The sequence below is a fragment of the Serratia proteamaculans genome (assembly GCF_013337185.1).
Classification (GTDB): Bacteria; Pseudomonadota; Gammaproteobacteria; order Enterobacterales; family Enterobacteriaceae; genus Serratia; species Serratia proteamaculans_D.
This window is the reverse complement of record NZ_SWDE01000001.1, coordinates 112355-136384: the sequence shown is the minus strand read 5'-3', so window position 1 is coordinate 136384 and position 24030 is coordinate 112355. Positions and strand designations below refer to the sequence as shown.

The following is a 24030-nucleotide window of genomic DNA, read 5'->3' as shown; positions in this document are numbered from 1 at the left end:
TGAATGGCATGTCAATCAGTGGAACGCTGCCCTTCATCAGCCTGCAGCAAGTCTGCCTCCGATATTCATCACAGTCTGACGGACTAAAACCCACCGACCTGAATCTGTACCCAGGGGAGCGCGTCGGACTGGTAGGCTGCTCCGGCGCCGGGAAATCGACGCTACTCAGGCTGTTGCTGGCATTGGATACAGCGGATGCCGGCCATATCCTGTGCCAGGGCAACGCCATCCGCCCTGCCTCCATGAGGCAATTACGCTGGTATCGACGTTTGGTGCAATACGTACCACAAGATGCCCATGCTTCACTTAACCCGCGCCACACCGTGGCCGAGTTGATTATTGCTCCTCTGCGTCAACTGGCACCCTCGCAAGATTTGAGCATTGCCGCTGAACGGGCATTACGGCAGGTCGAATTGGATGAGGACCTGCTACACGCCCGTCCCGGCCAACTTTCTGGTGGGCAAGCTCAACGGGTGGCGCTGGCACGTGCTATCGCCCTACAACCCCTTTTTTTAATCGCCGATGAACCGGTCAGCGGTCTGGATCTGCCGCTGCGTCAGCAGATCATTGGCCTGCTCGACAAGATTACTCGTCAACAAAATATGGGCATGCTGCTTGTCTCCCATGATATTTCACTGGTCGCCGCCCTATGCCAACGAACGCTGGTGATGGCCTGCGGCGCCATCGTGGAAGATCGCCCAACCGATGAACTGCTGCGCAGTCCCAGGCATACCGCCACCTGCGAACTGCTGGCTGCAATTCCATCGTTACCCGCCCTTTATCAGCCCTGACATTCTGAGGACTTTTTCATGTTGAATCCGCGCTTTATTGGCCCCACCGGCTGCCTGCTCGCCGGCAGCTTGCTGCTTGGCGGCTGTTTTGACCCTGCCGAACCGAAAGCCGGTGCCGGCGAAGAACGGCGCATCCGGCTGGCCATGCTGCAACCGCCTCGTTCCGGCCTTACGCCGCTCAGCGATGATGCGTTTAAGCTTTCGCGCTGGAGCAATACCGAAACGCTGGTGCTGCTGAACGCCAATGGTGATGCCGAACCGGCATTGGCCACCGAATGGCAGCAGATAGATCAACACCGCTGGCGCTTTGTGTTGCGGCCAGGGGTTAGCTTCCACGACGGCAGTGTAATGACAGCACAAAGCGTCGTACGCTCACTTTCGGCGGCAATCAACGCCGCGCCAAAACCACGCATCCTTGACGGCATTGAATTATCAGTCAGTACAGAAGGTGATCACGCCGTGATCATCTCCACTGCGGTACCCGACCCTTTACTTCCGCAGCGGCTGTCCAGCCCACAACTGGCTATCCTTGCCGAACGGGCTTACGGTGCCAACGGTGTGGTTAATCCATTGCAGGCAGGGACCGGCGCTTTTGTACTGACGGAAATCAACGGGACCAGCAGCGCGCGACTCAAGCGCTTTGACGGTTATTGGGGCCAAAAAGCCGCAGCGCCAGGCATTGACGTCAGCTTTGTACCGGACGGCGCCGCCCGTGCCGCAGCCCTGCGCACTGGCAGTGCCGATCTGGTTGAAGCCGTGCCGGTATCACAGTTGCCACTGATTGCAGCAAAACTGATCCATGAAGTGCCGATGCCGCGCACCAACACCCTGTATCTGAACACCCGAGTGGGTGCCTTTCGCGATCCGCAGGTGCGTGCCGCCGCCGCAGCGGCTATTGAGCGTCAGCCTCTGGTGGACAATGTCTACGAAGGCCGTGCCGATGTCGCCAGCGGGCTGCTTGGCCCGGCACTGCCCTGGGCGGCACCGTTGCGACAGCCGCAACCCTTGCTGCCCACCACGACGGTGAAGGGACAAATAATCACTCTGGCCACCTTCAGCGATCGCGCCGAGTTGCCGGAAGTCGCCGTTTATCTGGCGCAACAGCTCAGCGCGGCAGGCTTTGTGGTGAAACAGGAAGTGCGGGAATATGCGCATATTGAAGCCGATGCGCTGGCGGGCAAATTCGACGCATTTATTCTGTCGCGAGCCACGGTGTTGGACTCCGGCGATCCACTGGCTTATATGTTCAGCGATTTCGCCTGTCAGGGCTCGTTCAATATCGCCCAACTGTGCGACCCCCAGGTGGATGCGGCTTTAACCCGGGCTGCCGCTATTGCGGCTGGTGCACAGCGACGCCAGGCGATCATGGCGGCGGAAAACCGCATCCTGGCCACTCATGCCGCGATCCCGCTACTGCATGAACGAGTGATCCAGGGGGAAACCGCGGACATGAAGAACGCAGAGCGCGATCCGCGAGAACGCCAACTGGTGACAGCGCGCAGCATGATCGCCAGCGGACAGCCCTGATGCGACTGGCCCAATGGCTATTGCCACTGGCCTCGCGCCTGTTTGCCCTGTCGGCAATGATATCTCTGATCGGTCTGATGCCCTGGCTATCCGGTCGCGACCCGGCACTTAGCCTGCTGCGAGCTCGCTCGGCCGAACAGGAAGCGACGCCCGAAGCCCTGAATGCCATTCGCCAACGCTTTGGTCTGGACGACGGACCGCTGATACTGCTTGGCCGCTGGCTTAATGGCGTATTACATGGCGACGCCGGTCATTCCTGGATCTCCGGTCGTCCGGTACTGGAGGGGCTGTTACAGGCTACCGGGGTTTCTCTGACGCTAATGGGCTACGCGCTGGCGATAGCGCTGTTGGTCGCATTATTACTGGCACTGCCAACCCTTTGGCGCGGCTTGCATGGCGAGAACCGCCGCCCTGCAGGCGTGTTGGCGGTGGCGCTGACCGCCCTGCCCGAGTTCCTGCTGGCCGCGCTGTTACTGATCCTCGGTGCCGTCTGGCTAAACTGGTTTCCCCCCTACGGCTGGCAAAGTTTGCGCCATGTAGTGCTGCCGGCGCTGGCATTGGGTTTACCTGCCGGCGGCCTGCTGGGCCTGTTGTTCAGTGACGGCCTGGCCGCGACCTTATCCGAGCGCTGGCTAATCACCTGGAGCCTGGCCGGTATCTCCCGGTGGCATTGTCTGCTGGCAGTGTTGCGCCGCACGCTACCCGCCTTGTTACCGCAAATCGGTTTGGTGCTGGTTGGGCTTACCGGCGGTGCCATCGCCGTCGAAAAAGTGTTCGCCATTCCCGGTCTGGGCAGAGCGACATTAGGTGCCGCCATCGCGCAAGATCTGCCAACGCTGCAATGCGGCATTCTGATCTTATTGCTGATCGCCTTCAGCACCGGTTTTTTTGCACAGGCCGCGCATTATCTGTTGCTGGGTCGGGTTGCGCCAAGCCTGGCCAATTCGACGCCGCCACAGCACAGCGGCAAAGGCAGTTACGTTTTCGCCGCCTTGGCCGCACTGTTGTTATGCCTGTTGGTGCTGAGCGGGATCATTCGCGATCCACTCTCGTCACTGCATATTCGCCTGCAGCCGCCCAGCCTCGATCTGCCCTTCGGTGCCGACGCCACCGGTCGCGATATTCTGGCGCGCGTCGCTTACGGTGCGCTGAATACCAGCCTGCTGGCACTGGGGGTCAGCTTCGCTTCGCTGTTTCTCGGGATCATGTTCGGGCTGATGCCCCGTCTGATGTGCGGAATGATTGAACTGGCCAACGCCACACCGCCGATTATCGCAGGCCTGCTGGTGGTCGCCATTAGCGGCCCTTCGGCCTACGGCGCCGCCTGCGCGGTGATGTTGGTCAGTTGGGCTCCGCTGGCCGCCCATTGCGCTTCGCTGCTGATGGAGGCCCGCACGCAGCCCTATATTCGCATGTTGCCGGTGTTGGGGATGGGTCGACTGCGTACGTTGACGCATTACCTGTTGCCTGCGTTATGGGGGCCACTGCTGCGCCATGCCATGCTGCGCCTGCCGGGCATTGCGCTGGCGCTGGCCGCCCTGGGTTTCCTTGGTCTGGGCCCGCAGCCACCCAGCGCAGAATGGGGGCTGGTGCTGGCGGAAGGCATGCCTTATATCGAACGGGCGCCATGGGGAGTGCTGGCACCGGCCATCGCTCTGATATTGCTGGCGGTGCTTGCAGTAACGCTGGCCAATACCACCGGCAACCGTCGGGGCTGACGGCGCATCCTGGTCCGGTTTGTAGTAATATTATGCATTACCTCAACCGGCCGGGAGACCCAATGCACCATCTGATGTTAGATATTGAAACGCTGGATATAAAACCCAGCGCGGTGATCCTGGTGGTCGCCGCGGTATTTTTCGATCCCCAAACCGGGCAGCTCGGCGCAGAGTTTGAAAACGCCGTCAGCAGCCAAAAAGATCAGCCCGGCAGAACCATCAGCCTGGATACCGTTGCCTGGTGGGCGAAACAGTCGGATGAAGCGCGCAAGCTGGCTTTCGGCGGCACAGAAAGCCTCAAACGCGCGTTGACCAACCTGAGCCGATTTATCCATATGAACAGCACCGATAAGGTCAAGGTTTGGGGCAACGGCAAGGAGTTCGATTGCGCCATTCTCGAGCATGCCTTCCAGCAGCTTGAAATGCCCTGTCCGTGGAAGTTTTGGGACACGCAAGATGTGCGCACGGTGATCACCCTGGCAGAAATGCTGGGCTTTAACCCGAAGAAAGAACGGGCATTTGAAGGCACGCCCCATCGGGCATTGGATGACGCCAAACATCAGGCGCGTTACGTGGCGGATACGGTATCGGCACTTTACTATCGCAAAGCCGCTGCGTCATAAATAGAACAAGACTGGCGTACCGGCGGCAGGCCTGGGCTTTGCCTCTTTCCATTTAGCGCCAGAATCTCTACTCTAGCCCTCTTTGTCACTCGGATGTGCTGTTTTTGTTATGCAAAAATTTCTGTTTCTGCTTCTTAGCCTGGTGCTGCTCGGCCCGCTGGGTATCGATCTCTATCTGCCGACCATCCCCGCCATCGCCGCTGGCCTTAACAGCAGTGAAGCGCTGATTCAGTCCACCATTTCTCTGTTTATTCTGGTGTTGGGCCTCGGGCAGGTTATTGCCGGCCCGCTGGTGGATAACTACGGCCGTAAGCCGGTGGCTCTGGCCGGTATTGTGATTTACATGATTGGCGCAGCAATGGCGGCGTTGGCCACCACGCCAACGATGTTTGTCGCCTCTCGCCTGTTGCAGGGTGTGGCGGTCTGTTGTACCGCCGTGGTGGCATTCAGCGGCGTGCGCGATCGGATGAACGGCGACGATGCAGCCCGTGCCTTCGGTTTTCTCAACGGTACGCTGAATATTATTCCTGCTCTGGCCCCCTTGCTGGGTGGGCTGCTGGCAGAAGCCTATGGCTGGCGCGCCCCATTCTGGTTCCTGGTGTGTTACGCGTTGGCGGTACTGGTACTGATCGCCCTTCGCCTGCCGGAAACCCGTCCGGCGGACACCGTGCGCGTCAAAGGATTGCCGGTGCGGCAATATGCCCGCATCGCCCGCGACCGCCGTTTTCTGTCCTTCGCCGTGGTCAACTCCGGTGCCATGGGCATGGCGCTGACCTACGTCTCGCTGGCACCCAACGTGCTAATGGGAACCGCCGGGCTGACGCCGCTGCAATTCTCGTTGGTGTTTGGCGCCAACGGCTTTTGGATCATGCTGGTGAGCTTTTTCGCCAACCGCATCATTCACAAGGTCGGGCGTCCCGTCTGTCTGGCGACCGGCGGTATCTTGATGGGTCTCGGGGCTATCGGGCTACTGCTGGGCGTCTCCTTACTGTCCGGTGCGGCGCAAAGTCACTGGCTGGCCTATATGCTGCCGGTCGCTTTCGCCTGCGCTGGGCTGGCCTTTGTGATGGGTCCGGCAACCAGTTACGCGCTGGAGCCATATTCCAATGAGGCCGGGGTAGCTTCTGCCTTGGTCGGTTTTGTGCAGATGGCCGGCGGTGCCGCTCTGGGCTTGTTGGCGATGGCGCTGCCGTTGCCGCCCAAGCTGTCACTGGCGCTGGTAATGCTGGTGGGTTGCCTGCTGGCGCTGCACGCACGACAGCGCAGCAAGCAAATAAAAGGTCAGTTGAAGAAAATTGCCTGAGGCTTAGGCCTCGGTGATGATGGGCACTCTGGCGGCCAACGCCGTCAGTAGTTCATAACCCAGCGTGCCTGCCGCGGCGGCGACATCGTCAACCGGTAGGCGTCGCCCCCACAGCTCCACTTCTGTCCCAATACCCGCATGTGGGCAAGGCGTCAGATCGACCACCAGCATATCCATTGAAACCGTGCCCAGCGTTCGTGTCAGCACACCGTCCACCCAGACTGGCGTGCCGGTTTGCGCATGGCGCGGATAGCCATCGGCATACCCACAGGCCACCACGCCGATACGTTGTGCTCCCTCAGCGCGGTAACGCCAGCCATAACCCACCTGATCACCGGATTTCAACGTTTGAACACCGATAATTTCGCTACTCAGCGTCATGGTAGGTTGCAGACCGCTGTCGGCAATATCGCTCCACTGGCCGCTGGGCGAAGCACCATAGAGCACGATGCCTGGCCGCACCCAACTGCCGTGGGTTTGCGGATGCCACAAGGTGGCGGCAGAGTTGGCCAGACAGCGCGGTGAAGTGATACCCGTCGCCGCCTGCTCAATGGCGGCCATTTGCGCTTCGACGCCCTGTGGGCCGTCAGCGGTGGCGAAATGGCTCATCAGCGTCAGGCTGGCGATGTTGCCGATCTCCTGGGCCTTCATCCAGACAGCGTGCAAACGTTCCGGCGTAAACCCCAGACGATTCATGCCGCTGTTCACTTTCAGATAAACATCCAGCGGCTCCGACAGTTTGGCCTCGGCTATCGCCGCCAGTTGCCAGTCGCTGTGTACCGAGGTCGTCAAACGATAACGGTCCAGCAAGGCCAAATCCTGTGGTTTGAAAAAGCCTTCCAGCAGCAAAATCGGTCCTTGCCAACCGGACTCGCGCAGCAAAATGGCTTCGGCCAGATCCAGCAAGGCAAAACCGTCGGTCTGCGCCATACTGCGCCAGACATGTTTGATACCGTGACCATAGGCATTGGCCTTGACCACCGACCAGACTTTGGCTTTGGGGGCGTAACGACGAACCACCTGCAGGTTATTATCAAAAGCGCCAAGGTGTAACGTGGCGGAAATCGGGCGAGGCATGAGCACTCCTACGGGCCGGCAAATGCGGTCACGGGCCAACGCCCGTGACAATAACATTATAAATTAGGGTTTTTAACGCGCGGGATGCACATCGTTCAAGGGGCCGGTGTAGTGGCTGCTAAATCCGGCGCTGTAACGAGCCACTCCCAGATCGTCTGAAGGAATGGCCGGAGTGATACCGGACATCAAATCGGAGAGCAACTGCCCGGAACCACAGGCCATGGTCCAGCCCAGAGTGCCGTGACCGGTATTCAGGAACAGATTTTTCAGCGAAGTCTTGCCGACAATCGGCGTACCGTCCGGCGTCATCGGCCGCAAACCGGTCCAGAAGGTCGCGTCTTCTACCCGTCCACCGTTAGGGTAAAGGTCGCGAACCACCATCTCCAACGTCTCTCTACGCTTTTGTTCAAGCTGAGTATTGAAACCCACGATTTCCGCCATGCCGCCGACGCGAATGCGCTGATCAAAACGGGTAATGGCAATTTTGTAGGTTTCATCCAGCACGGTTGAGAACGGCGCGGCGGACTCATCGGTAATAGGAATGGTCAGCGAGTAGCCTTTCAGCGGGTAGACAGGGATCGACACCAGATCACGCAACAGCGCGGTGGAATAAGAACCAAAGGCCACCACATAGCTGTCGGCTTTGAAGATTTCTCCGCCACATTGCACACCGCTGATCTTGTCCCCTTCCACCAGCAGACGGTCGACGCTGCGGTTATACAGGAAGGTGACCCCGGCCTGCTGTGCCAGTTTGGCCAACTGCTGGGTAAAGAGTTGGCAGTCGCCGGTTTCATCGTTAGGCAGTTGCAGCCCGCCGGTCAGCTTATGCGCCACCTGCGCCAGCGCAGGTTCAACGCTGGCCAACTGGCTGGCTTCCAGCAGTTTGTAAGGCACGCCGGCATCTTCCAACACCGCAATATCCTTAGACGCACTTTCAAACTGTTGCTGGGTACGGAACAGTTGCAGCGTCCCGCCCTGACGGCCTTCGTATTGGATGCCAGTCTCCTGACGCAGCGCCTTGATACAGTCACGACTGTATTCAGCCAGTCGCACCATACGCCCTTTATTGGTCATGTAGTGTTCGGTATTGCAGTTTTTGAGCATCTGCCACATCCAGCTCAATTGGAAGCTGCTGCCGTCCAGACGAACCGCCAAGGGCGCATGGCGTTGGAACATCCATTTGACCGCCTTCAAAGGCACACCAGGCGCAGCCCACGGAGCCGCATAGCCCGGTGAGATCTGTCCGGCATTCGCCGCGCTGGTTTCCATCGCCGGACCGGGTTGACGATCGATCACCGTCACCTCATGTCCCGCTTTCGCCAAATACCAGGCGCTGGCAACACCCACCACTCCACTACCTAAAATTACCACTCGCATCGCTGACTCCAGCTTAAGGCTTCACAAAGCATAATCTTCTGCTCACAGGAAATTAACTCAGTGGAAAAATCCGTCCAACATCTTCGTCATCAAACGTGACAACATTCACAATTAATTTATCGTTCATGGCCGTCTCTTTTGCAATAGCTACCTATAAATAGCGATAAGATGTGGTGAAAGGAGGATTTCAGAGCGAAACACGGGCTGTTATGCAGTCAATGACTGCATTGATAGCATCAAGGGAAAGCCAAGAAAGCAACAAGGATTTAACAGAATATAAAAATGAGACAGCGCCAATACAACAGAATAATAAACCACAAAACTGCAACATTACCAATATAACGCTTTGCCGGAGTGAGATCCTGCTCCAGCAGAAAAAACTCAGGGTAAAACCTCCCCGGCAGCTCTATAGGTGGGTTCCCTGCGACAGATCGTTGAATTTTTAAGCTTTATATCATTATTACCTCTGCGCAGATTGAGCTACGATTGATACAAGGGTCTGCCGTTCGAGCAAGGTCCGTAATAACGAGGGTGCGCTGATGACTACTTCAACACATGATAAGGTCAAGGAAGATAAACGTCTGAGCGATGGACCGGACTGGACGTTCGAGTTGCTGCAGGTGTATCTGGAGCACATCGATCGCGTAGCCAAACATTACAAGCTCGATACCTACCCGCATCAGATCGAGGTCATTACCTCAGAGCAGATGATGGACGCTTATTCCAGCGTCGGCATGCCGATTAACTACACCCATTGGTCATTCGGTAAAAAATTCATTGAGACCGAGCAGCGCTATAAGCATGGGCAGCAAGGCCTGGCCTATGAGATTGTGATCAACTCCAACCCCTGCATCGCCTACCTGATGGAAGAAAACACCATCACCATGCAGGCTTTGGTGATGGCGCACGCCTGCTATGGACACAATTCATTCTTCAAGAATAACTACCTGTTCCGCAGTTGGACCGACGCCAGTTCGATCGTCGATTACCTGCTGTTCGCCCGCCACTACATCAGCCAGTGCGAAGAACGTTACGGCGTTGAAGAAGTAGAGAAGCTGCTCGACTCTTGCCATGCGTTGATGAACTACGGCGTGGACCGTTACAAACGGCCACAGAAAATTTCACTGATCGAAGAAACAGCCCGGCAAAAAAGCCGCGAAGAGTACCTGCAAAGCCAGGTGAACACGCTGTGGAAGACCCTGCCACGGGTTGAGCGTGAAGAGGCACCTGAGCAGGCGCGCCGCTATCCAAGCGAACCGCAGGAAAACATCCTCTACTTTATGGAAAAGAATGCGCCGCTGCTGGAACCCTGGCAGCGTGAGGTTCTGCGTATTGTGCGCAAAGTGAGCCAGTATTTTTATCCGCAGAAACAAACCCAGGTGATGAACGAAGGCTGGGCGACATTCTGGCACTACACCATCCTCAATCATTTGTACGACGAGGGCCGGGTAACCGAACGTTTTATGCTGGAGTTTTTGCACAGCCATACCAACGTGGTGTATCAACCGCCTTACAACAGCCCTTATTACAACGGCATTAACCCTTACGCACTGGGCTTTGCCATGTTCCAGGACATCAAGCGCATCTGCCAGTCGCCGACGGAAGAAGATCGTTACTGGTTCCCGGACATCGCTGGTAAAGACTGGCTGGAAACCCTTCACTTCGCCATGCGTGACTTCAAGGATGAAAGCTTTATCAGTCAGTTCCTGTCACCGAAGATCATGCGTGATTTCCGGCTGTTCACCGTGCTGGATGACGATCGCAATAACTACCTGGAAATAGCCGCGATCCATGATGAAGCCGGTTACCGCGCAATCCGTCAGGAGCTGTCGGCGCAATATAATCTGAGCGACCACGAGCCGAACATTCAGATCTGGAATGTGGATTTACGCGGTGACCGTTCATTAACGTTGCGTTATATCCCGCAGGATCGAGCCCCGCTGGATAAAAGCCGGCGTGAAGTGATGAAACACCTGCATCGCCTTTGGGGCTTCGACATTATTTTGGAGCAACAAAACGAGGACGGCAGCGTCGAGTTACTGGAGCGTTGCCCACCCCGCCCGACACCGCTGTAAGACTCTTCAATAACTAAAAGGGCGCCATTTGGCGCCCTTTTACGTAATGCGGTGTTGAGGTTAGCGACGGGCTTCGGTCAGATCGCTTGGCATAGTGCCTTGCATGCTTTGCCAAATGGCGCCGCTATCTTTACCGTAGTTACGCACGCAATCCATTACCTGATCGTATGACTTCTCATGGCACAGCGTCGACAGCTTGCTATAGAAAGTCAGCGCCAGCTTGCGAGACTCCGGGTTTGAGAAGTAGTAACGGCCAACGCGGGTGTACAAGCCTTTCAGACCGTTGAAGATCAGACCGTAAATCGGGTTGCCGGAGGCAAACGCCAGACCACGGAAAATTTCGTAGTCCAACAGATTGAATGCATCCGCCTGATCTTCGACCTGGGTGGCTTTTGCCAACACTTCCTGAGCGGCCTCTGGATGGTTACGCACCGCTGCGCGAATAAAGATCGCCGCAATATTGGTCCGCACAGACAGCAAGTTGTCGATCAATTGTGGAACGCTCTGATGGTCGAGGCGAGCCACCGTCTCAAGAATATTGAGGCCGGATGTTTCCCAGAAATTATTTACTTTGGTCGGTTTGCCATGCTGAATGGTCAACCAGCCATCACGGGCCAGGCGTTGTAAAACTTCACGTAAGGTGGTGCGCGTGACACCAATCAGTTCTGAAAGCTCACGCTCCGCGGGCAAAATAGTGCCAGGAGGGAAGCGATTATTCCAGATACTCTCGATAATGTATTCTTCCGCGAAACCGGCAGGACTCTGCGCCTTTATGACCATGTGTTTGACGTTCCGTAGCGACGATAATCAGTAATAGTAGTCGGCTGATCATACCAGATCGCTATTGCATGACCTAGTGTGAGCGAAAAACATTGAACGAAACTGTGCATAAAGTGGCAAAAAACCTGCAAAAACACCACTTAGAGAAAATTCTCATCGTAAAGCAAGCCCGTATTGCATCTGCCCCGGCGGCATTGTTAGGCTAGTATGAGACAACTTATTTTCAGGACGTGTAACACACAATGGAAACAACCTTACGCAGTGCCCTGGTGAAAAACTTCCTCGGGCAATCACCGGACTGGTACAAACTGGCGATTCTTATTTTCCTGGTGGTCAACCCACTGGTTTTCTTCCTGGTCGATCCGTTCATTGCGGGTTGGCTGTTTGTGGTCGAATTTATCTTTACCCTGGCAATGGCGCTGAAGTGCTACCCACTGCTGCCGGGCGGTCTGCTGGCCATTGAGTCGGTGCTGATTGGCATGACCAGCCCCGATCGGGTGGGTAAAGAAATTGCCCATAATCTGGAAGTGCTGCTGTTGCTGATCTTTATGGTGGCCGGCATCTACTTTATGAAGCAGTTGCTGCTGTTCGTCTTCACCAAGCTACTGCTCAACATTCGCTCAAAAATGCTGCTTTCGTTGGCGTTCTGCTTTGCAGCCGCGCTATTGTCAGCTTTTCTCGATGCGCTGACGGTAGTGGCAGTAGTTATCAGCGTCGCAACCGGGTTTTATTCCATCTACCACAACGTGGCCTCCAACCGTCCTGACGGTAATGTTGATGTCGGTGACGACAGCACTCTGGCCAGTGACGATCATAAACAGACGCTCGAGCAATTCCGTGCCTTCCTGCGCAGCCTGCTGATGCACGCCGGCGTCGGTACCGCGCTGGGTGGCGTAATGACCATGGTGGGTGAACCCCAGAATCTGATTATTGCCAAAAGCGCCGACTGGGGATTTGTTGACTTCTTCCTGCGCATGGCGCCGGTGACCCTGCCGGTGTTTGCGTGCGGTCTGGTGGTTTGCTTATTACTTGAGCGCTTCGGCATCTTCGGCTACGGAGCAAAATTACCGGAACGCGTACGTGAAGTGCTGACCGAATTTGACCGTCAGGCCACCGCCGGACGCAGTAAACAAGAACAGGTCAGATTGGTCATTCAGGCGCTGATCGGCATTTGGTTGGTGGTGGCACTGGCCTTTCATCTGGCGGAAGTGGGCCTGATTGGTCTGTCGGTGATTATCCTCGCCACTTCTTTGTGCGGCGTCACCGATGAACACGCCATCGGCAAGGCATTTCAGGAAGCGCTGCCCTTTACCGCGCTGCTGACGGTATTTTTCACCGTGGTGGCGGTGATTATTGAGCAACACCTGTTCACACCGATTATCCAGTTTGTGCTGCAGGCGCAACCCTCTTCACAACTGGCGTTGTTTTATCTGTTTAATGGCCTGCTTTCTTCGGTATCTGACAACGTGTTCGTCGGGACGGTCTATATCAATGAAGCGCGTGCGGCGTTTGAAAACGGTGCGATTTCCCTGAAGCAGTTCGAGATGCTGGCGGTCGCCATTAATACCGGCACCAATCTACCGTCGGTTGCCACGCCGAATGGTCAGGCGGCCTTCTTGTTCCTGCTGACCTCTGCACTGGCGCCGCTGGTGCGTTTGTCTTACGGGCGAATGGTATGGATGGCTTTACCCTATACTGTGGTATTAACCCTGGTGGGTCTGCTGTGCGTCCAGTTTACCCTGGCACCCGTGACTGACCTGCTGACCCAGTGGCATTGGCTGACGCTGCCATCGATTGAAGCCGCTGCACACTGATCCTGTAAATCCACTCCGCTGTCAGCGACTATTTTTGTGCTGAATCAGGCTCAGGTAGCTGGCAGCAGAGTTGAATTGGTTTACACTGCCAGTTCAATTGCTTACTGCATGGAAGAATAAATATATGTTGCAATTCTTTAACCGCTGCTCGCAGGGGCGCGGTGCTTGGCTGTTGATGGCCCTGACTGCGCTGGTGCTGGAATTGGTTGCTCTCTACTTTCAGCACGTAATGCTGCTGCAACCCTGTGTGATGTGCATTTACGAACGCTGCGCGCTGTTTGGCATTTTGGGTGCCTCGCTGCTTGGCGCCATCGCACCGAAAACGCCACTGCGTTATATCGCTATTCTGCTGTGGATTTACAGTGCCTGGGAAGGCCTGCAACTGGCATGGAAACACACCATGATCCAACTGCATCCTTCGCCATTTAATACCTGTGATTTCTTCGTCAGCTTCCCATCCTGGCTGCCGCTGGACAAATGGCTGCCTGCAGTATTCCACGCATCCGGTGACTGTTCCGTACGCCAATGGGAGTTCCTGACGCTGGAAATGCCACAGTGGTTGGTGGGGATCTTCACGGCCTATCTGATGTTCGCCATCATCGTATTGGCTGCGCAGTTTGTTCGCCCGCGTCGCCGTGACCTGTTTGGTCGTTAAGCATGACCGAATAAAAAACGGCGCCTCAGGGCGCCGTTTTTTATGGATTTTCGAATATTTTTCAGAGATAAAGCTACATTAAGTATGCGTAAGGTAATAAACGAGCACTATCAGCGCCCCAGCCACGGCAAACAGACGTATCATTTTCATTATTTTACTCTCGGAACTTAGCGTGAGAGCGGTCAAACTACCTAACCTTCTGTATAAAAAGAAGCATCCGGGCGGGATTTGGCACGTAATTTACATAACATTAACTTAGAGGAGTAAAAAGCCTTATTCGCGGAATGACAATCTCAGTTTTCCGGTCTGAAATCATACTATAACGGAACGATTTATTGGCTCTCACACACCTTATACAAAAAAACTCATCATAGTGATGCATTATTGCATCGATATTTTGATGAAGTTTTGCCGCAAAAACCTTATAGTATCCGCAAGTTAGTATTAACGATTTCCCTGGTGTTGTTGTGTGTCTTGCCCCTCTTCTTTGCAGGGGCTTTTTTCGTTTAACGTCCCTATCTGTGCTTGTTCAAACTAACAAGGGCCGGAAACTACCGCTACAAATCTGATTGGGTTAAGACTATCACCTCAACCCAGCCACTAAAAAACCCGCCGAAGCGGGTTCATTTTTTTAGCTGTTCCAGCTTCAATTTCAAATCTGGGAGGTCGATGACTTCTTGTGATGGCTTGGTTTTATATCTGTCGTCATATCTTGCAACTGCTGTTTGCGCTGAAAGCAGGCGTTTGATTATTCTGTCACCATAAATGCCGCTAAAGCCATTGGGTTCATTCACATACAATATGTCACCATCAACAACAATGCTTCCCGATCTAAGAATAGACTGGTCAGGGAATGTAATTTTAAAGTGACCGTCAATCTGTCTGATTGTCAGTGTACCGTTGTGAATAAACTCCCTACTGTCATCTACTTTCCAATCTGCGGCACTTACCGTGTTGGCTAATAAAAGCAAAAAAAACAATGCAGGCTTCCTCATTCTTATCTCCCTATAAGAAGTTAACTCCTATCGTGCCCAGCTTGGTTTGTTCATGATGTGGTCCTGCCAGTCCACCACTTCACTTTCACGTACCGCAATATGCCGCACCGTAATGCGCTCACCGTGCATCGCCGCCTTGGAACCGCTAACCAATGGGTGCCAGGAAAACAACGGTTTGCCTTCGCCAATCAGGCGATATGCGCAGGTCGGTGGCAACCAGTCAAATGTCGTGAGGTTCTCACGCGTCAACTTGATGCAGTCCTCTTCCAGCTCAAAGCGACGTTCATAGTTGCGGCACTGGCACGACTTAATATTCAGCTGGTCACAGGCTACGTTGGTGAAATAAATCTCGTCGGTGTCTTCGTCGATCAGCTTATTCAGACAGCATTGCCCACAACCGTCGCACAGCGATTCCCACTCTTGTTCTGACATTTCCGCCAGCGTTTTTTGTTGCCAAAAAGGGGTTTGTGACATGTTCGCGTCCGGTATAGGTAAATGAATAGATAACCTGCGTACAGGTTTTGAGGGTGCACTATATAGAGATCCCAGCCAAATAGAAAGACTGAAAACACAATATAATCATAGCGATAACAACATAATTGCTTAAAAAAAATGCTATTTAAAACAACGGCATTCAACACTAAGCGCCGTGACTCTCCGCCAATTGTTGCTTGGTCCTTGCAGATAAAAACACGGTATGCATCGCCTAATTATACGTACAAATCACAGGCCTATCACCTTTTCGTTTGCCCCAGAATTATTGCCTGGCAACTCTGCAACTTACCGCTAAGATTCATCTTATAACGCACGATTTGCCGCCAAACACGACATAATCCTGCTATGTTTAATGTTCGCCTTTGATAACCGAGATAGGGAGCCAAGTATGTTTGGAAAAGCAGAAGACAAGGTCAATGAAGCTGCCGGTGCCGTTGAAGAAGCCTTTGGTAAGGCAACGGACTCGCCGGATCATCAGGTTAAAGGCGCAGCCCGTAAATATGCCTCCCAGGCCAGCTACGCGGCTCGCGATGCGGCTGATACGGTGCGGACTCAGGTTGAATCCAACCCGCTTGCCGGTGTGGCTATCGCCGCTGCGGTGGGGATTGTTTTCGGTTTCTTGCTGGGCCGTAAATAAGCACGTTGCCCAACCCTGACCGAAGAAAAAGACAAAAGGCCCCGCGGGGCCTTTTTTAGTGGGTCTTACCCTGGTTTTAAATAACGCGAGTCGTTAATGATTTACCGTTGAGCGTGATTTTCAGCATATCGCCTGAGCTCATCGGGCCAACGCCTTGCGGAGTACCGGTAAGAATAATGTCACCTGCGCGCAACGTGAAGAAGCGGCTCATATAGCTGATCAGCGGCAGGATCGGGGTGATCATATCGCGAGTATTGCCCTGCTGACGCAGTTGGTCATTGACCGTCAGGGACAGCTCGGCATTTTGCGGATCGCCAAATTCCGCCACCGGAATAAAACCGGAGATCGGGCAGGAGCCATCAAACCCCTTGGCTTTTTCCCAGGGCTGCCCCGCCTTCTTGAAGCCCGCCTGCAGTTCACGCAGCGTCAAATCCAGCGCCACACCGTACCCGGCGATGGCTCGAGCAACCCGATCTTCATTAGCCTGTTTTAACGGCGTGCCGATCAACACCGCCAGTTCCACTTCATGATGTACCGAACCAAACTCTTTGGGGATCGCCACCGGCTGGCGGATATCGCACAGCGCCGTTTCAGGCTTGATAAACACTACCGGCTCTGCCGAGGTCGCACTACCCATTTCCTTAATATGATCGGCGTAGTTACTGCCTACACAAACCACTTTGTTTACCGGAAAATCAAGTAATGAACCCTGCCAGTCTCTATGTTGATACATACCGCTTCTCCCTACAATCATGTAGGGGCTTAGCTTGCTAAGCCCGTTATCCCACGCGCGGGTGGAGGTACTCTGGCCCTGATTTATTGGCCGATACCGTCAGCCATCATACCCACACCGATGGCAAAATAGTAAGAGCGATTCCAGTGCATGATCGTGCGGAAATTGTCATAAACCATGAATGCCCGCCCCTGCATGTCATCCGGCGTAATCACCCAGCTGCGCAGGGTAGAATGCGGCAAGGCTGAACCATCCGCACGGCGCACGCCACGCTTTTGCCATTCATTGACGCTGTGGACCTGGCTAACTTTCAACCCCAGGCTGTCACTACTGAAACCGGCAGGCAGTTTAACTTCCCTGCCCCAGCCTACGCCCGGTTGCCAACCTTCACGCGACAGATAACGGGCCGTAGAGGCAAACACGTCGTCAACGTTGTTCCAAATATCAATGCGGCCATCGCCATCACCATCCGCCGCATAATTCAGGAATGAGGTCGGCATAAACTGGCACTGCCCCATCGCACCGGCCCAGGAGCCTTTCAGTTGTTCGCGACTGACATGCCCCTGTTCGAGGATCCGCAGTGCTGCCATGAGCTGTTGGCTGAAGAAAGCTTCACGACGACCTTCAAAGGCCAGCGTAGCCAGCGCAGATATCACATCCTCACGCCCCTGGATTTTGCCGAAGGCGCTTTCCATCCCCCACAACGCCACCACATAACGCCCAGGCACACCGTAGTGAGCGGTAACGCGAGACAACTGGGGTTGATATTGCCGGTAAAGAGCACGGCCCTGCGCGATTTTGGCCGGCGGCAATACGCGTTTTAGATAATCATCCAGGGTGATTTTCTTTTCCGGCTGATTGCGGTCTGCCTTGATCACTCGATCGACAAAATGCACGTTGGCAAAAGCGCTGTCGACGATAGCCGGGTTAATGCCCTGCGCCAGCGCCTGACGTTTCAGTTGCTCAATATAGGCTGGAAACTGTGCCGGATCGCGACCGGTTTCAGCCAACGTGCTTTGTGCTGGCGCAACAGTTGTGGCCGGTGAAGCGACCTGTGCCATCAGTTGCGGACAGACGCCAGTTCCCAGCGCCAGCAGAGTCACTATCGCTGTCTTCGCTGACCCTCTCATCACCCAGCTCCTTTATCAGTTTGGGGTTACTGATCCAGCGTAGCCCCTGCACGCCAACGACGGTTATTTTTTGTCGTCAGACAAGTGCTGTTTTAATAAATTTTCCAACGGCGGGGGTACCTGCAGATAAAACCCTTCTTCTTTCAGGGCCTCTTTCACTTTCTCAATATCTGCCGAGGCTAATTTGTCCCGGCCCTCAAGAGAAAGCATCATTGCCAATTGCGGCGTGCCGAAACTTTTCAGCAGATCTTCCGGCACTCGGGAGAAATCGTCTTTTTTTTCGACATAAAGATAAGTTTGATCGCGTTTCGAGCTTCTATAGATCACACAAAGCATGTTTTTAACTCTATTTAATTGGGGCAGCGTCTTGCCTGGATATAACTCTGACTATAACATGCTTATAGTACTTCGGAATATCGCACCCCGATTGGTATTCCGGGGATTTAAAGTTGCTGAGACTGAGTCAGGATAGATGTCACAATCGCCAATTGAGCTAAAAGGCAGCAGTTTTACCCTATCGGTTGTTCATTTGTATAATTCGGAACCCGAGGTAATACGTCAGGCGTTACAAGAAAAAGTCGAGCAAGCGCCCGCTTTTTTGAAAAATGCCCCTGTTGTTATCAACGTTGCAACGCTGAACGGCGACGCAAACTGGAAAGAACTTCAACAGGCTGTCACGGCAGCAGGGCTGCGCGTTGTGGGTATCAGCGGTTGCAGAGATGAGCGGCAAAAACGTGCCATAGCCCGTGCCGGGCTGCCGTTATTGAACGAAGGCAAAGGCCAGAAGATGGCCGCCCCGGAAGCGGCGCCCGCGCCAGCCCCGGTGGTGGATCCCAACGCCCCCGCCAAGACGCGCATCATCAGTACCCCTGTTCGTTCCGGCCAACAGATTTATGCCCGCAACAGCGATCTGATCGTGACCAGCAGCGTCAGCGCCGGCGCTGAATTAATTGCCGATGGCAATATTCACGTTTACGGCATGATGCGCGGTCGTGCGCTGGCTGGTGCTTCAGGTGATACACAGTGCCAGATTTTTTGCACGCACCTGGGTGCTGAGCTAGTCTCTATCGCAGGGCAGTACTGGTTGAGCGACCAAATCCCGTCCGACTATGTCGGGCAGGCAGTACGACTCAGCCTGTTGGATAACGCTTTAACCATACAACCTTTAAATTAAGCCCTTTTGACAAGGAATCCATTTCATGGCACGCATTATTGTTGTTACATCGGGTAAAGGGGGCGTTGGCAAGACCACTTCAAGCGCGGCCATCGCTACCGGCCTGGCCCAAAAAGGTAAGAAAACCGTGGTGATCGATTTTGATATCGGTCTGCGGAATCTTGACCTGATCATGGGCTGTGAACGCCGGGTTGTTTACGATTTCGTTAACGTCATTCAGGGTGATGCCACGCTGAACCAGGCGTTGATCAAAGACAAGCGCACCGACAACCTGTTTATCTTGCCAGCATCGCAAACGCGCGATAAAGACGCGCTGACCCGCGAAGGCGTTGAAAAGATCCTCAACGATTTGGGCGAGATGGATTTTGACTTTGTGGTCTGTGACTCTCCGGCAGGTATCGAAACCGGCGCCCTGATGGCCCTGTACTTCGCAGATGAAGCCATCATCACTACCAACCCGGAAGTTTCCTCAGTACGTGACTCCGACCGTATCCTGGGCATTTTGTCGTCCAAGTCCCGTCGCGCTGAAAGAGGCGAATCGGCGATTAAGGAACACCTGCTGCTGACTCGCTATAACCCGGGCCGCGTGAGCCGTGGCGACATGCTGAGCATGGAAGACGTCCTGGAAATCCTGCGCATTCCTCTGGTCGGCGTTATCCCGGAAGACCAGTCTGTGCTGCGGGCCTCCAACCAGGGTGAGCCGGTGATCCTTGATGCCGAATCAGACGCCGGTAAGGCCTATGACGATACCGTTAGCCGCTTGTTAGGGGAAGAACGCCCCTTCCGCTTCATTGAAGAAGAGAAGAAGGGTTTCCTGAAACGCCTTTTTGGGGGATAAACCATGGCATTACTAGACTTCTTTCTGTCCCGCAAAAAGCAGACAGCCAATATAGCCAAGGAACGGCTGCAGATTATCGTCGCGGAGCGTCGTCGGGGGGACAGTGAGCCCCCGTATCTGCCTGATTTAAAACGCGATATTCTGGCGGTAATTTGCAAATACATTCAAATCGACCCTGAAATGCTGCACGTGCAGTTTGAGCAGAAAGGGGACGATATTTCGGTGCTTGAACTCAACGTGACATTACCGGAATCGGAAGAAGTAACTAAATGAGTGTGACGCATTAATTACCCCCTGTGTATTTCATACAGGGGGTAACTGTATGCATAACCAGTTATTGAGATAAAAAAACTTAATTAGCGTTTTTATCCTTTGGGATTAATCTCAATTAATCTTGCGTCACGGTTGTTTAAAGTAAATGCTGCCGGTAAGAGTCTCTACTTCGATTATTTCTAATAAATAACCAGAGCAGAGTTTCCTTACCCTGCCCCAACGTTTTCACTGCCCGATTAATAATCCTTCAAAATGTCCTGAAGGGGAGCCGCTAATAAATCACCGCGCCATCCGCTGACTAATTCTGGCAAATTGTCGCCAACCTTCAATTTCCAATGCCAGTTCAGCAACTGGTTAATCTGCCGACGCGATGCCAGCAATTCGCTGCTCAACCCGCTTTGCTCACTGGCAATGACGATCGCCGCTTTGATTTCCTTAAACACTTTCTTATAACCCGGCTGATCGATCAGATTCGGTAACGGCTCCGGCAATGCCGACTCTTCCAGCTCGGCGGCCTCTGCCACCAGCGCCACCAGCGTTTTACCGTGATAACGAATTTCCGGGCCGCTCAGCCCCAGCGAGTCCAGTTCACCCAGCGAGGTTGGCATATGACGCGCTACCTGCCAGAGGTTCTCCTCACGTACCACGAAGTTCACCGCCAGGTCACGCTCACGCGCCTGACGCAGTCGCCATTCAGCCAGTTTCTGCAAGCAACCCAACTGACGTGGACGTAATTGCCAGGCGTTGGTGATTTCGCGGTAGGCCAATTCCGGCGCCAGCGTCTCGCTACGGCGTTGACACAACAGCAGGCATTCATTGCTGGCAGCCGCCGTCCAACCGGCCTCTTCCGTCTCCTGCACCAGCCGTTTGGCCATTGGCAGCAGATAGAACACGTCGGCAGCGGCGTAGACGCACTGTTTTTCCGTCAGCGGACGCGCCAGCCAGTCGGTCCGGGCTTCGCTTTTATCCAGCTCCACCTGCATATACTCCGCCACCAGGGTAGCGAAGCCACAAGACATCGGACGACCGGTAAAGGCCGCCAGGATCTGAGTATCCACCATTGGCGTCGGTAGCGTTTTGAACGCGTTGAGGAACACTTCCAGATCCTCACTGCCGGCATGCAGGAATTTCACCACCTGAGTGTTGCTCAGCAGATCGATAAACGGCTGCCACTGCTTGATTGGCAAAGGGTCAATCAGGGAGAGTTGTTCACCATCGTATAATTGAATCAGGCCTAACTGCGGATAGTAAGTGCGCGTTCTGACAAATTCGGTGTCCAGCGCAATCTGGGCATGGTTTTTCGCCTGCTCGCAGACCTGCTGCAATCCGGCATCGGTAGTGATCAACTGATAGTTCAAAACGTCATTCTCTTGGTCGCTTTCATGATTCAAACACAACAACGCCGGCATTCACCGGCGTTGTTGATCTGTAAGGCGTAGATGATAGCCTAGGCGGCATCGGCCGCCACAAGTTTTTTCTGCTCATCACGCAGTTCTCGCCGCAAAATTTTACCGACGTTAGACTTCGGCAACTCGTCGCGGAACTCAACAATTTTAGGCACTTTATACCCGGTAAGCTGCCGACGACAATGGGTCAACAGCTCTTCTTTGGTCAACGAGGCGTCTTTCTTCACCACGCAGATCTTGACCGCTTCACCGGAGACGTCACTTGGTACGCCAATCGCCGCGCATTCCAACACTTTAGGGTGCTGACTGACCACGTCTTCAATCTCGTTCGGGTATACGTTAAACCCGGAAACCAGGATCATGTCTTTTTTACGATCGACGACGCGCACAAAGCCCATGTCATCCACTGTAACTATATCGCCGGTCGCGAGCCAGCCATCTTTCAACACTTCATCAGTGGCATCCGGCCGCTGCCAGTAGCCTAACATAACTTGCGGCCCTTTGACCCACAGTTCGCCCGGCTCGCCGACCGGCACATCATTGCCGTTATCATCCACCAGCCGAATATCGGTGGAGGGCACCGGCAGACCGATGCTGCCGCTGTAGTGTTTTAAATCGTGCGGGTTACAGGTCACCAGGGGAGCGCATTCAGTCAGGCCATAGCCTTCCAGCAGATGCTTGCCGGTGGTTTTCTCCCATTTGTCCGCCACCGCCTTTTGTACCGACATGCCGCCACCGACCGAGAAGCGCAGCGTCGAGAAATCGAGCTGATGGAAGTCGGCATTATTGAGCAGCGCATTAAACAAGGTATTCACCCCACTTAATGCGGTGAACGGATAGCGCCCCAGCTCCTTCACCAACCCCGGAATATCACGCGGGTTGGTAATCAACAGATTACGGCCGCCTAATTCGATGAACAGCAGGCAGTTAACCGTTAACGCAAAAATATGGTAGAGCGGCAAGGCGGTGACAATCAGTTCCTGACCGTCGCGGAACAGCGGCTCGTAGGCGGCTTTGGCCTGCGCCACGTTGGCCTGCATGTTACGGTGCGTCAGCATCGCGCCTTTCGCCACGCCGGTGGTGCCACCGGTATATTGCAGGAACGCCAGGTCGGAGTTGATGATATCGGGTTTGACATACTGCAGCCGGCGTCCGCGCTGCAAAGCGCTGCGGAAAGAAATGGCGGCCGGCAGATGGTATTTTGGCACCAGCCGCTTGATGTATTTCACCACAAAGTTAACCAGCGTACCTTTCGCGGCAGAGAGCTGGTCGCCCATGCGCGTCAGGATCACGTGTTTTACCTGGGTGTTGAACACCACTTTTTCCAGCGTGTGGGCAAAGTTGGAGACGATCACGATGGCACTGGCACCGCTGTCGTTCAGTTGGTGCTCCAGTTCACGCGGCGTATACAGTGGGTTAACGTTGACCACCACCATACCGGCTCGCAAAATGCCAAACAACGCGATCGGATACTGCAACAGATTCGGCATCATCAGGGCAACGCGGTCACCCTTCTGCAGACCCAGTTCATTTTGCAGGTAAGCGGCAAAAGCTCGACTGCGCTCTTCCAGCTTGCGGTAGGTCATGACCTCACCCATGTTCATGAAAGCGGGTTGATCCGCGTAACGCTTAACCGCATTTTCAAACATTTCGACCAAAGATGAATAACGATCGGCGTCGATCTCTGCCGGAACATCTGCCGGGTAACGTTTTAACCAAACCTTATCCAAGGTATTACTCCTGAAATCATTATTCATTATCATCATCGCAGCCCCTAAATATGCAGCTAAACCATAACAATATTTTAACTCAGCAGACCAGTTTGAGTTTTAAACAATATTCAGGTTGCGATGTACATCACTAATTGGCGCCGTTTCCCTGCGCCAAAAAGAAAAGGCGGCCGGAGCCGCCCTAATAAAATTGTTAACTTCTCGCGAACACTACTCGGTAACTATGGTTTGCACCTGTACCGGACCAGGGTTGTACCAACCGTAGCCTACGCCCCAGCCCGGCCCCCAGGTACCGCTACGCCAGCCCCATGGCCCCATTGGCGCTGGCGGCATCATCACCTGCTGGCTAAGGTGCCAACGTTTATAGCCGGTAGCGTTCATGGTGACAAACTTGTACGGCGTCATGCCAATCTTGCCGTCTCTGACGCCGGTAATTGGCCCCACCACGGTAACCAGCTGACCTCTAAAATCTACCGGCTCCAGGAAACCGTTAACCGAGGCCAACAAACGCCCCCGTGACGGCTCGCCCAAAATCGGCCGGGCACCGGAATCGAGCGGCACGGCGGCAATTTCCAACACCGTACGCCCCTGCTCATTGGCGACATTCACCACGGTGCCGCCAAAACGGGCTTCTGCACCCACAAACAGGTTCGGAGCATTCTGCACCGAGGACAACTGCTGCACCGGCGTTTCCGTGCTGCCTTTAATTGCGTCGGGTACGGTAACACAGCCCGACAGCACCAGCGCGCCACCGGCAATAGCCAGCAACGACATTTTTTTACTTACAGTGCGGGTTAGCATCGTCGCAATCTCCTGAAATAACTGTAACTTTGACATCAGTTCACCGAGCAAGTTGCAGTTCAGTCATATGCCGAACGC

At 54.4% G+C, this 24030-nt stretch carries 23 protein-coding genes; 12 read left to right on the top strand and 11 right to left on the bottom strand.

Annotated features, from left to right (window positions below; genetic code table 11):
• Window positions 1–8 precede the first annotated feature (8 nt).
• From FCL49_RS00710 to FCL49_RS00690, 5 genes are all read left to right on the top strand, one after another.
• Window positions 9–791, top strand: coding sequence for an ABC transporter ATP-binding protein (locus tag FCL49_RS00710; RefSeq protein WP_174352014.1), 783 nt, complete (start codon window positions 9–11; stop codon window positions 789–791).
• Between the two features lie 18 nt (window positions 792–809).
• Window positions 810–2318, top strand: a complete 1509-nt coding sequence (locus FCL49_RS00705) for an ABC transporter substrate-binding protein (RefSeq protein ID WP_174352013.1) — start codon at window positions 810–812, stop codon at window positions 2316–2318.
• Window positions 2318–4036, top strand: a complete 1719-nt coding sequence (locus FCL49_RS00700) for an ABC transporter permease subunit (RefSeq protein WP_174352012.1) — start codon at window positions 2318–2320, stop codon at window positions 4034–4036. The genes FCL49_RS00705 and FCL49_RS00700 overlap by 1 nt, the downstream gene beginning before the upstream one ends.
• A 62-nt stretch (window positions 4037–4098) precedes the next feature.
• Window positions 4099–4659: a 3'-5' exonuclease gene (locus tag FCL49_RS00695; protein WP_174352011.1), complete on the top strand. Its 561-nt coding sequence runs from the start codon at window positions 4099–4101 to the stop codon at window positions 4657–4659.
• Between the two features lie 109 nt (window positions 4660–4768).
• On the top strand, window positions 4769–5962 hold the full coding sequence (locus FCL49_RS00690; RefSeq protein ID WP_174352010.1) for a multidrug effflux MFS transporter: 1194 nt from the start codon (window positions 4769–4771) through the stop codon (window positions 5960–5962).
• 3 nt (window positions 5963–5965) lie between these two features.
• Here FCL49_RS00690 and dadX read toward each other — a convergent pair whose 3' ends face one another.
• Together dadX and FCL49_RS00680 are read right to left on the bottom strand one after the other, a co-directional pair.
• Complete coding sequence (dadX, locus tag FCL49_RS00685; RefSeq protein ID WP_174352009.1) at window positions 5966–7039, bottom strand: catabolic alanine racemase DadX; 1074 nt, start codon at window positions 7037–7039, stop codon at window positions 5966–5968.
• Window positions 7040–7111: 72 nt separating this feature from the next.
• Entirely contained in the window at window positions 7112–8416 is a 1305-nt protein-coding gene (locus FCL49_RS00680; protein ID WP_174352008.1) for a D-amino acid dehydrogenase, read from the bottom strand.
• Between the two features lie 539 nt (window positions 8417–8955).
• On the opposite strand from FCL49_RS00680, the gene FCL49_RS00675 reads away from it, so the two are divergent.
• Window positions 8956–10491 (top strand): SpoVR family protein, encoded by a 1536-nt coding sequence (locus tag FCL49_RS00675; RefSeq protein ID WP_135316859.1) that lies wholly within the window; start codon window positions 8956–8958, stop codon window positions 10489–10491.
• Between the two features lie 60 nt (window positions 10492–10551).
• Here FCL49_RS00675 and fadR read toward each other — a convergent pair whose 3' ends face one another.
• Window positions 10552–11271 carry a fatty acid metabolism transcriptional regulator FadR gene (fadR, locus tag FCL49_RS00670; RefSeq protein ID WP_012145472.1) on the bottom strand — a complete coding sequence of 240 codons (720 nt, stop codon included), beginning with the start codon at window positions 11269–11271 and terminating at the stop codon, window positions 10552–10554.
• A 242-nt stretch (window positions 11272–11513) separates the two neighbouring features.
• Between fadR and nhaB the strand changes: the two genes are divergently transcribed.
• Together nhaB and dsbB are read left to right on the top strand one after the other, a co-directional pair.
• A complete protein-coding gene (gene nhaB / locus FCL49_RS00665; RefSeq protein WP_174352007.1) occupies window positions 11514–13085 on the top strand; it encodes a sodium/proton antiporter NhaB in 1572 nt (523 codons plus the stop codon).
• Window positions 13086–13209: 124 nt separating this feature from the next.
• A complete protein-coding gene (dsbB, locus tag FCL49_RS00660) occupies window positions 13210–13740 on the top strand; it encodes a disulfide bond formation protein DsbB (protein ID WP_174352006.1) in 531 nt (176 codons plus the stop codon).
• 623 nt (window positions 13741–14363) lie between these two features.
• Here the strand turns inward: dsbB and FCL49_RS00655 are convergent.
• Together FCL49_RS00655 and FCL49_RS00650 are read right to left on the bottom strand one after the other, a co-directional pair.
• Complete coding sequence (locus tag FCL49_RS00655) at window positions 14364–14735, bottom strand: hypothetical protein (protein ID WP_174352005.1); 372 nt, start codon at window positions 14733–14735, stop codon at window positions 14364–14366.
• Window positions 14736–14762: 27 nt separating this feature from the next.
• A complete protein-coding gene (locus tag FCL49_RS00650; RefSeq protein ID WP_012145475.1) occupies window positions 14763–15209 on the bottom strand; it encodes a YcgN family cysteine cluster protein in 447 nt (148 codons plus the stop codon).
• Window positions 15210–15618: 409 nt separating this feature from the next.
• Between FCL49_RS00650 and FCL49_RS00645 the strand changes: the two genes are divergently transcribed.
• Window positions 15619–15867, top strand: a complete 249-nt coding sequence (locus FCL49_RS00645) for a CsbD family protein (RefSeq protein WP_012145476.1) — start codon at window positions 15619–15621, stop codon at window positions 15865–15867.
• Between the two features lie 76 nt (window positions 15868–15943).
• Here FCL49_RS00645 and FCL49_RS00640 read toward each other — a convergent pair whose 3' ends face one another.
• From FCL49_RS00640 to FCL49_RS00630, 3 genes are all read right to left on the bottom strand, one after another.
• Window positions 15944–16600, bottom strand: coding sequence for a fumarylacetoacetate hydrolase family protein (locus tag FCL49_RS00640; protein ID WP_174352004.1), 657 nt, complete (start codon window positions 16598–16600; stop codon window positions 15944–15946).
• 83 nt (window positions 16601–16683) lie between these two features.
• Window positions 16684–17730: a lytic murein transglycosylase gene (locus FCL49_RS00635; protein WP_174352003.1), complete on the bottom strand. Its 1047-nt coding sequence runs from the start codon at window positions 17728–17730 to the stop codon at window positions 16684–16686.
• A 63-nt stretch (window positions 17731–17793) separates the two neighbouring features.
• Window positions 17794–18066 (bottom strand): YcgL domain-containing protein, encoded by a 273-nt coding sequence (locus tag FCL49_RS00630; protein WP_174352002.1) that lies wholly within the window; start codon window positions 18064–18066, stop codon window positions 17794–17796.
• A gap of 136 nt (window positions 18067–18202) precedes the next feature.
• Here FCL49_RS00630 and minC point away from each other — a divergent pair, with 136 nt between their 5' ends.
• The 3 genes from minC to minE are packed head-to-tail and all read left to right on the top strand — an operon-like array spanning window position 18203 to window position 20015.
• On the top strand, window positions 18203–18904 hold the full coding sequence (gene minC / locus FCL49_RS00625) for a septum site-determining protein MinC (protein WP_135316865.1): 702 nt from the start codon (window positions 18203–18205) through the stop codon (window positions 18902–18904).
• A 25-nt stretch (window positions 18905–18929) separates the two neighbouring features.
• Complete coding sequence (gene minD / locus FCL49_RS00620) at window positions 18930–19742, top strand: septum site-determining protein MinD (RefSeq protein ID WP_135316866.1); 813 nt, start codon at window positions 18930–18932, stop codon at window positions 19740–19742.
• A 3-nt stretch (window positions 19743–19745) separates the two neighbouring features.
• The gene (gene minE / locus FCL49_RS00615) at window positions 19746–20015 is read left to right on the top strand and encodes a cell division topological specificity factor MinE (RefSeq protein WP_012145482.1); all 270 of its coding nucleotides are present in this window, start codon (window positions 19746–19748) and stop codon (window positions 20013–20015) included.
• 236 nt (window positions 20016–20251) lie between these two features.
• Here the strand turns inward: minE and rnd are convergent, their stop codons facing one another.
• From rnd to FCL49_RS00600, 3 genes are all read right to left on the bottom strand, one after another.
• The gene (rnd, locus tag FCL49_RS00610) at window positions 20252–21373 is read right to left on the bottom strand and encodes a ribonuclease D (RefSeq protein ID WP_174352001.1); all 1122 of its coding nucleotides are present in this window, start codon (window positions 21371–21373) and stop codon (window positions 20252–20254) included.
• Window positions 21374–21462: 89 nt separating this feature from the next.
• Window positions 21463–23151, bottom strand: a complete 1689-nt coding sequence (gene fadD / locus FCL49_RS00605; RefSeq protein ID WP_174352000.1) for a long-chain-fatty-acid--CoA ligase FadD — start codon at window positions 23149–23151, stop codon at window positions 21463–21465.
• 210 nt (window positions 23152–23361) lie between these two features.
• A complete protein-coding gene (locus FCL49_RS00600) occupies window positions 23362–23952 on the bottom strand; it encodes a Slp family lipoprotein (protein ID WP_174351999.1) in 591 nt (196 codons plus the stop codon).
• Between the last annotated feature and the right edge of the window lie 78 nt (window positions 23953–24030).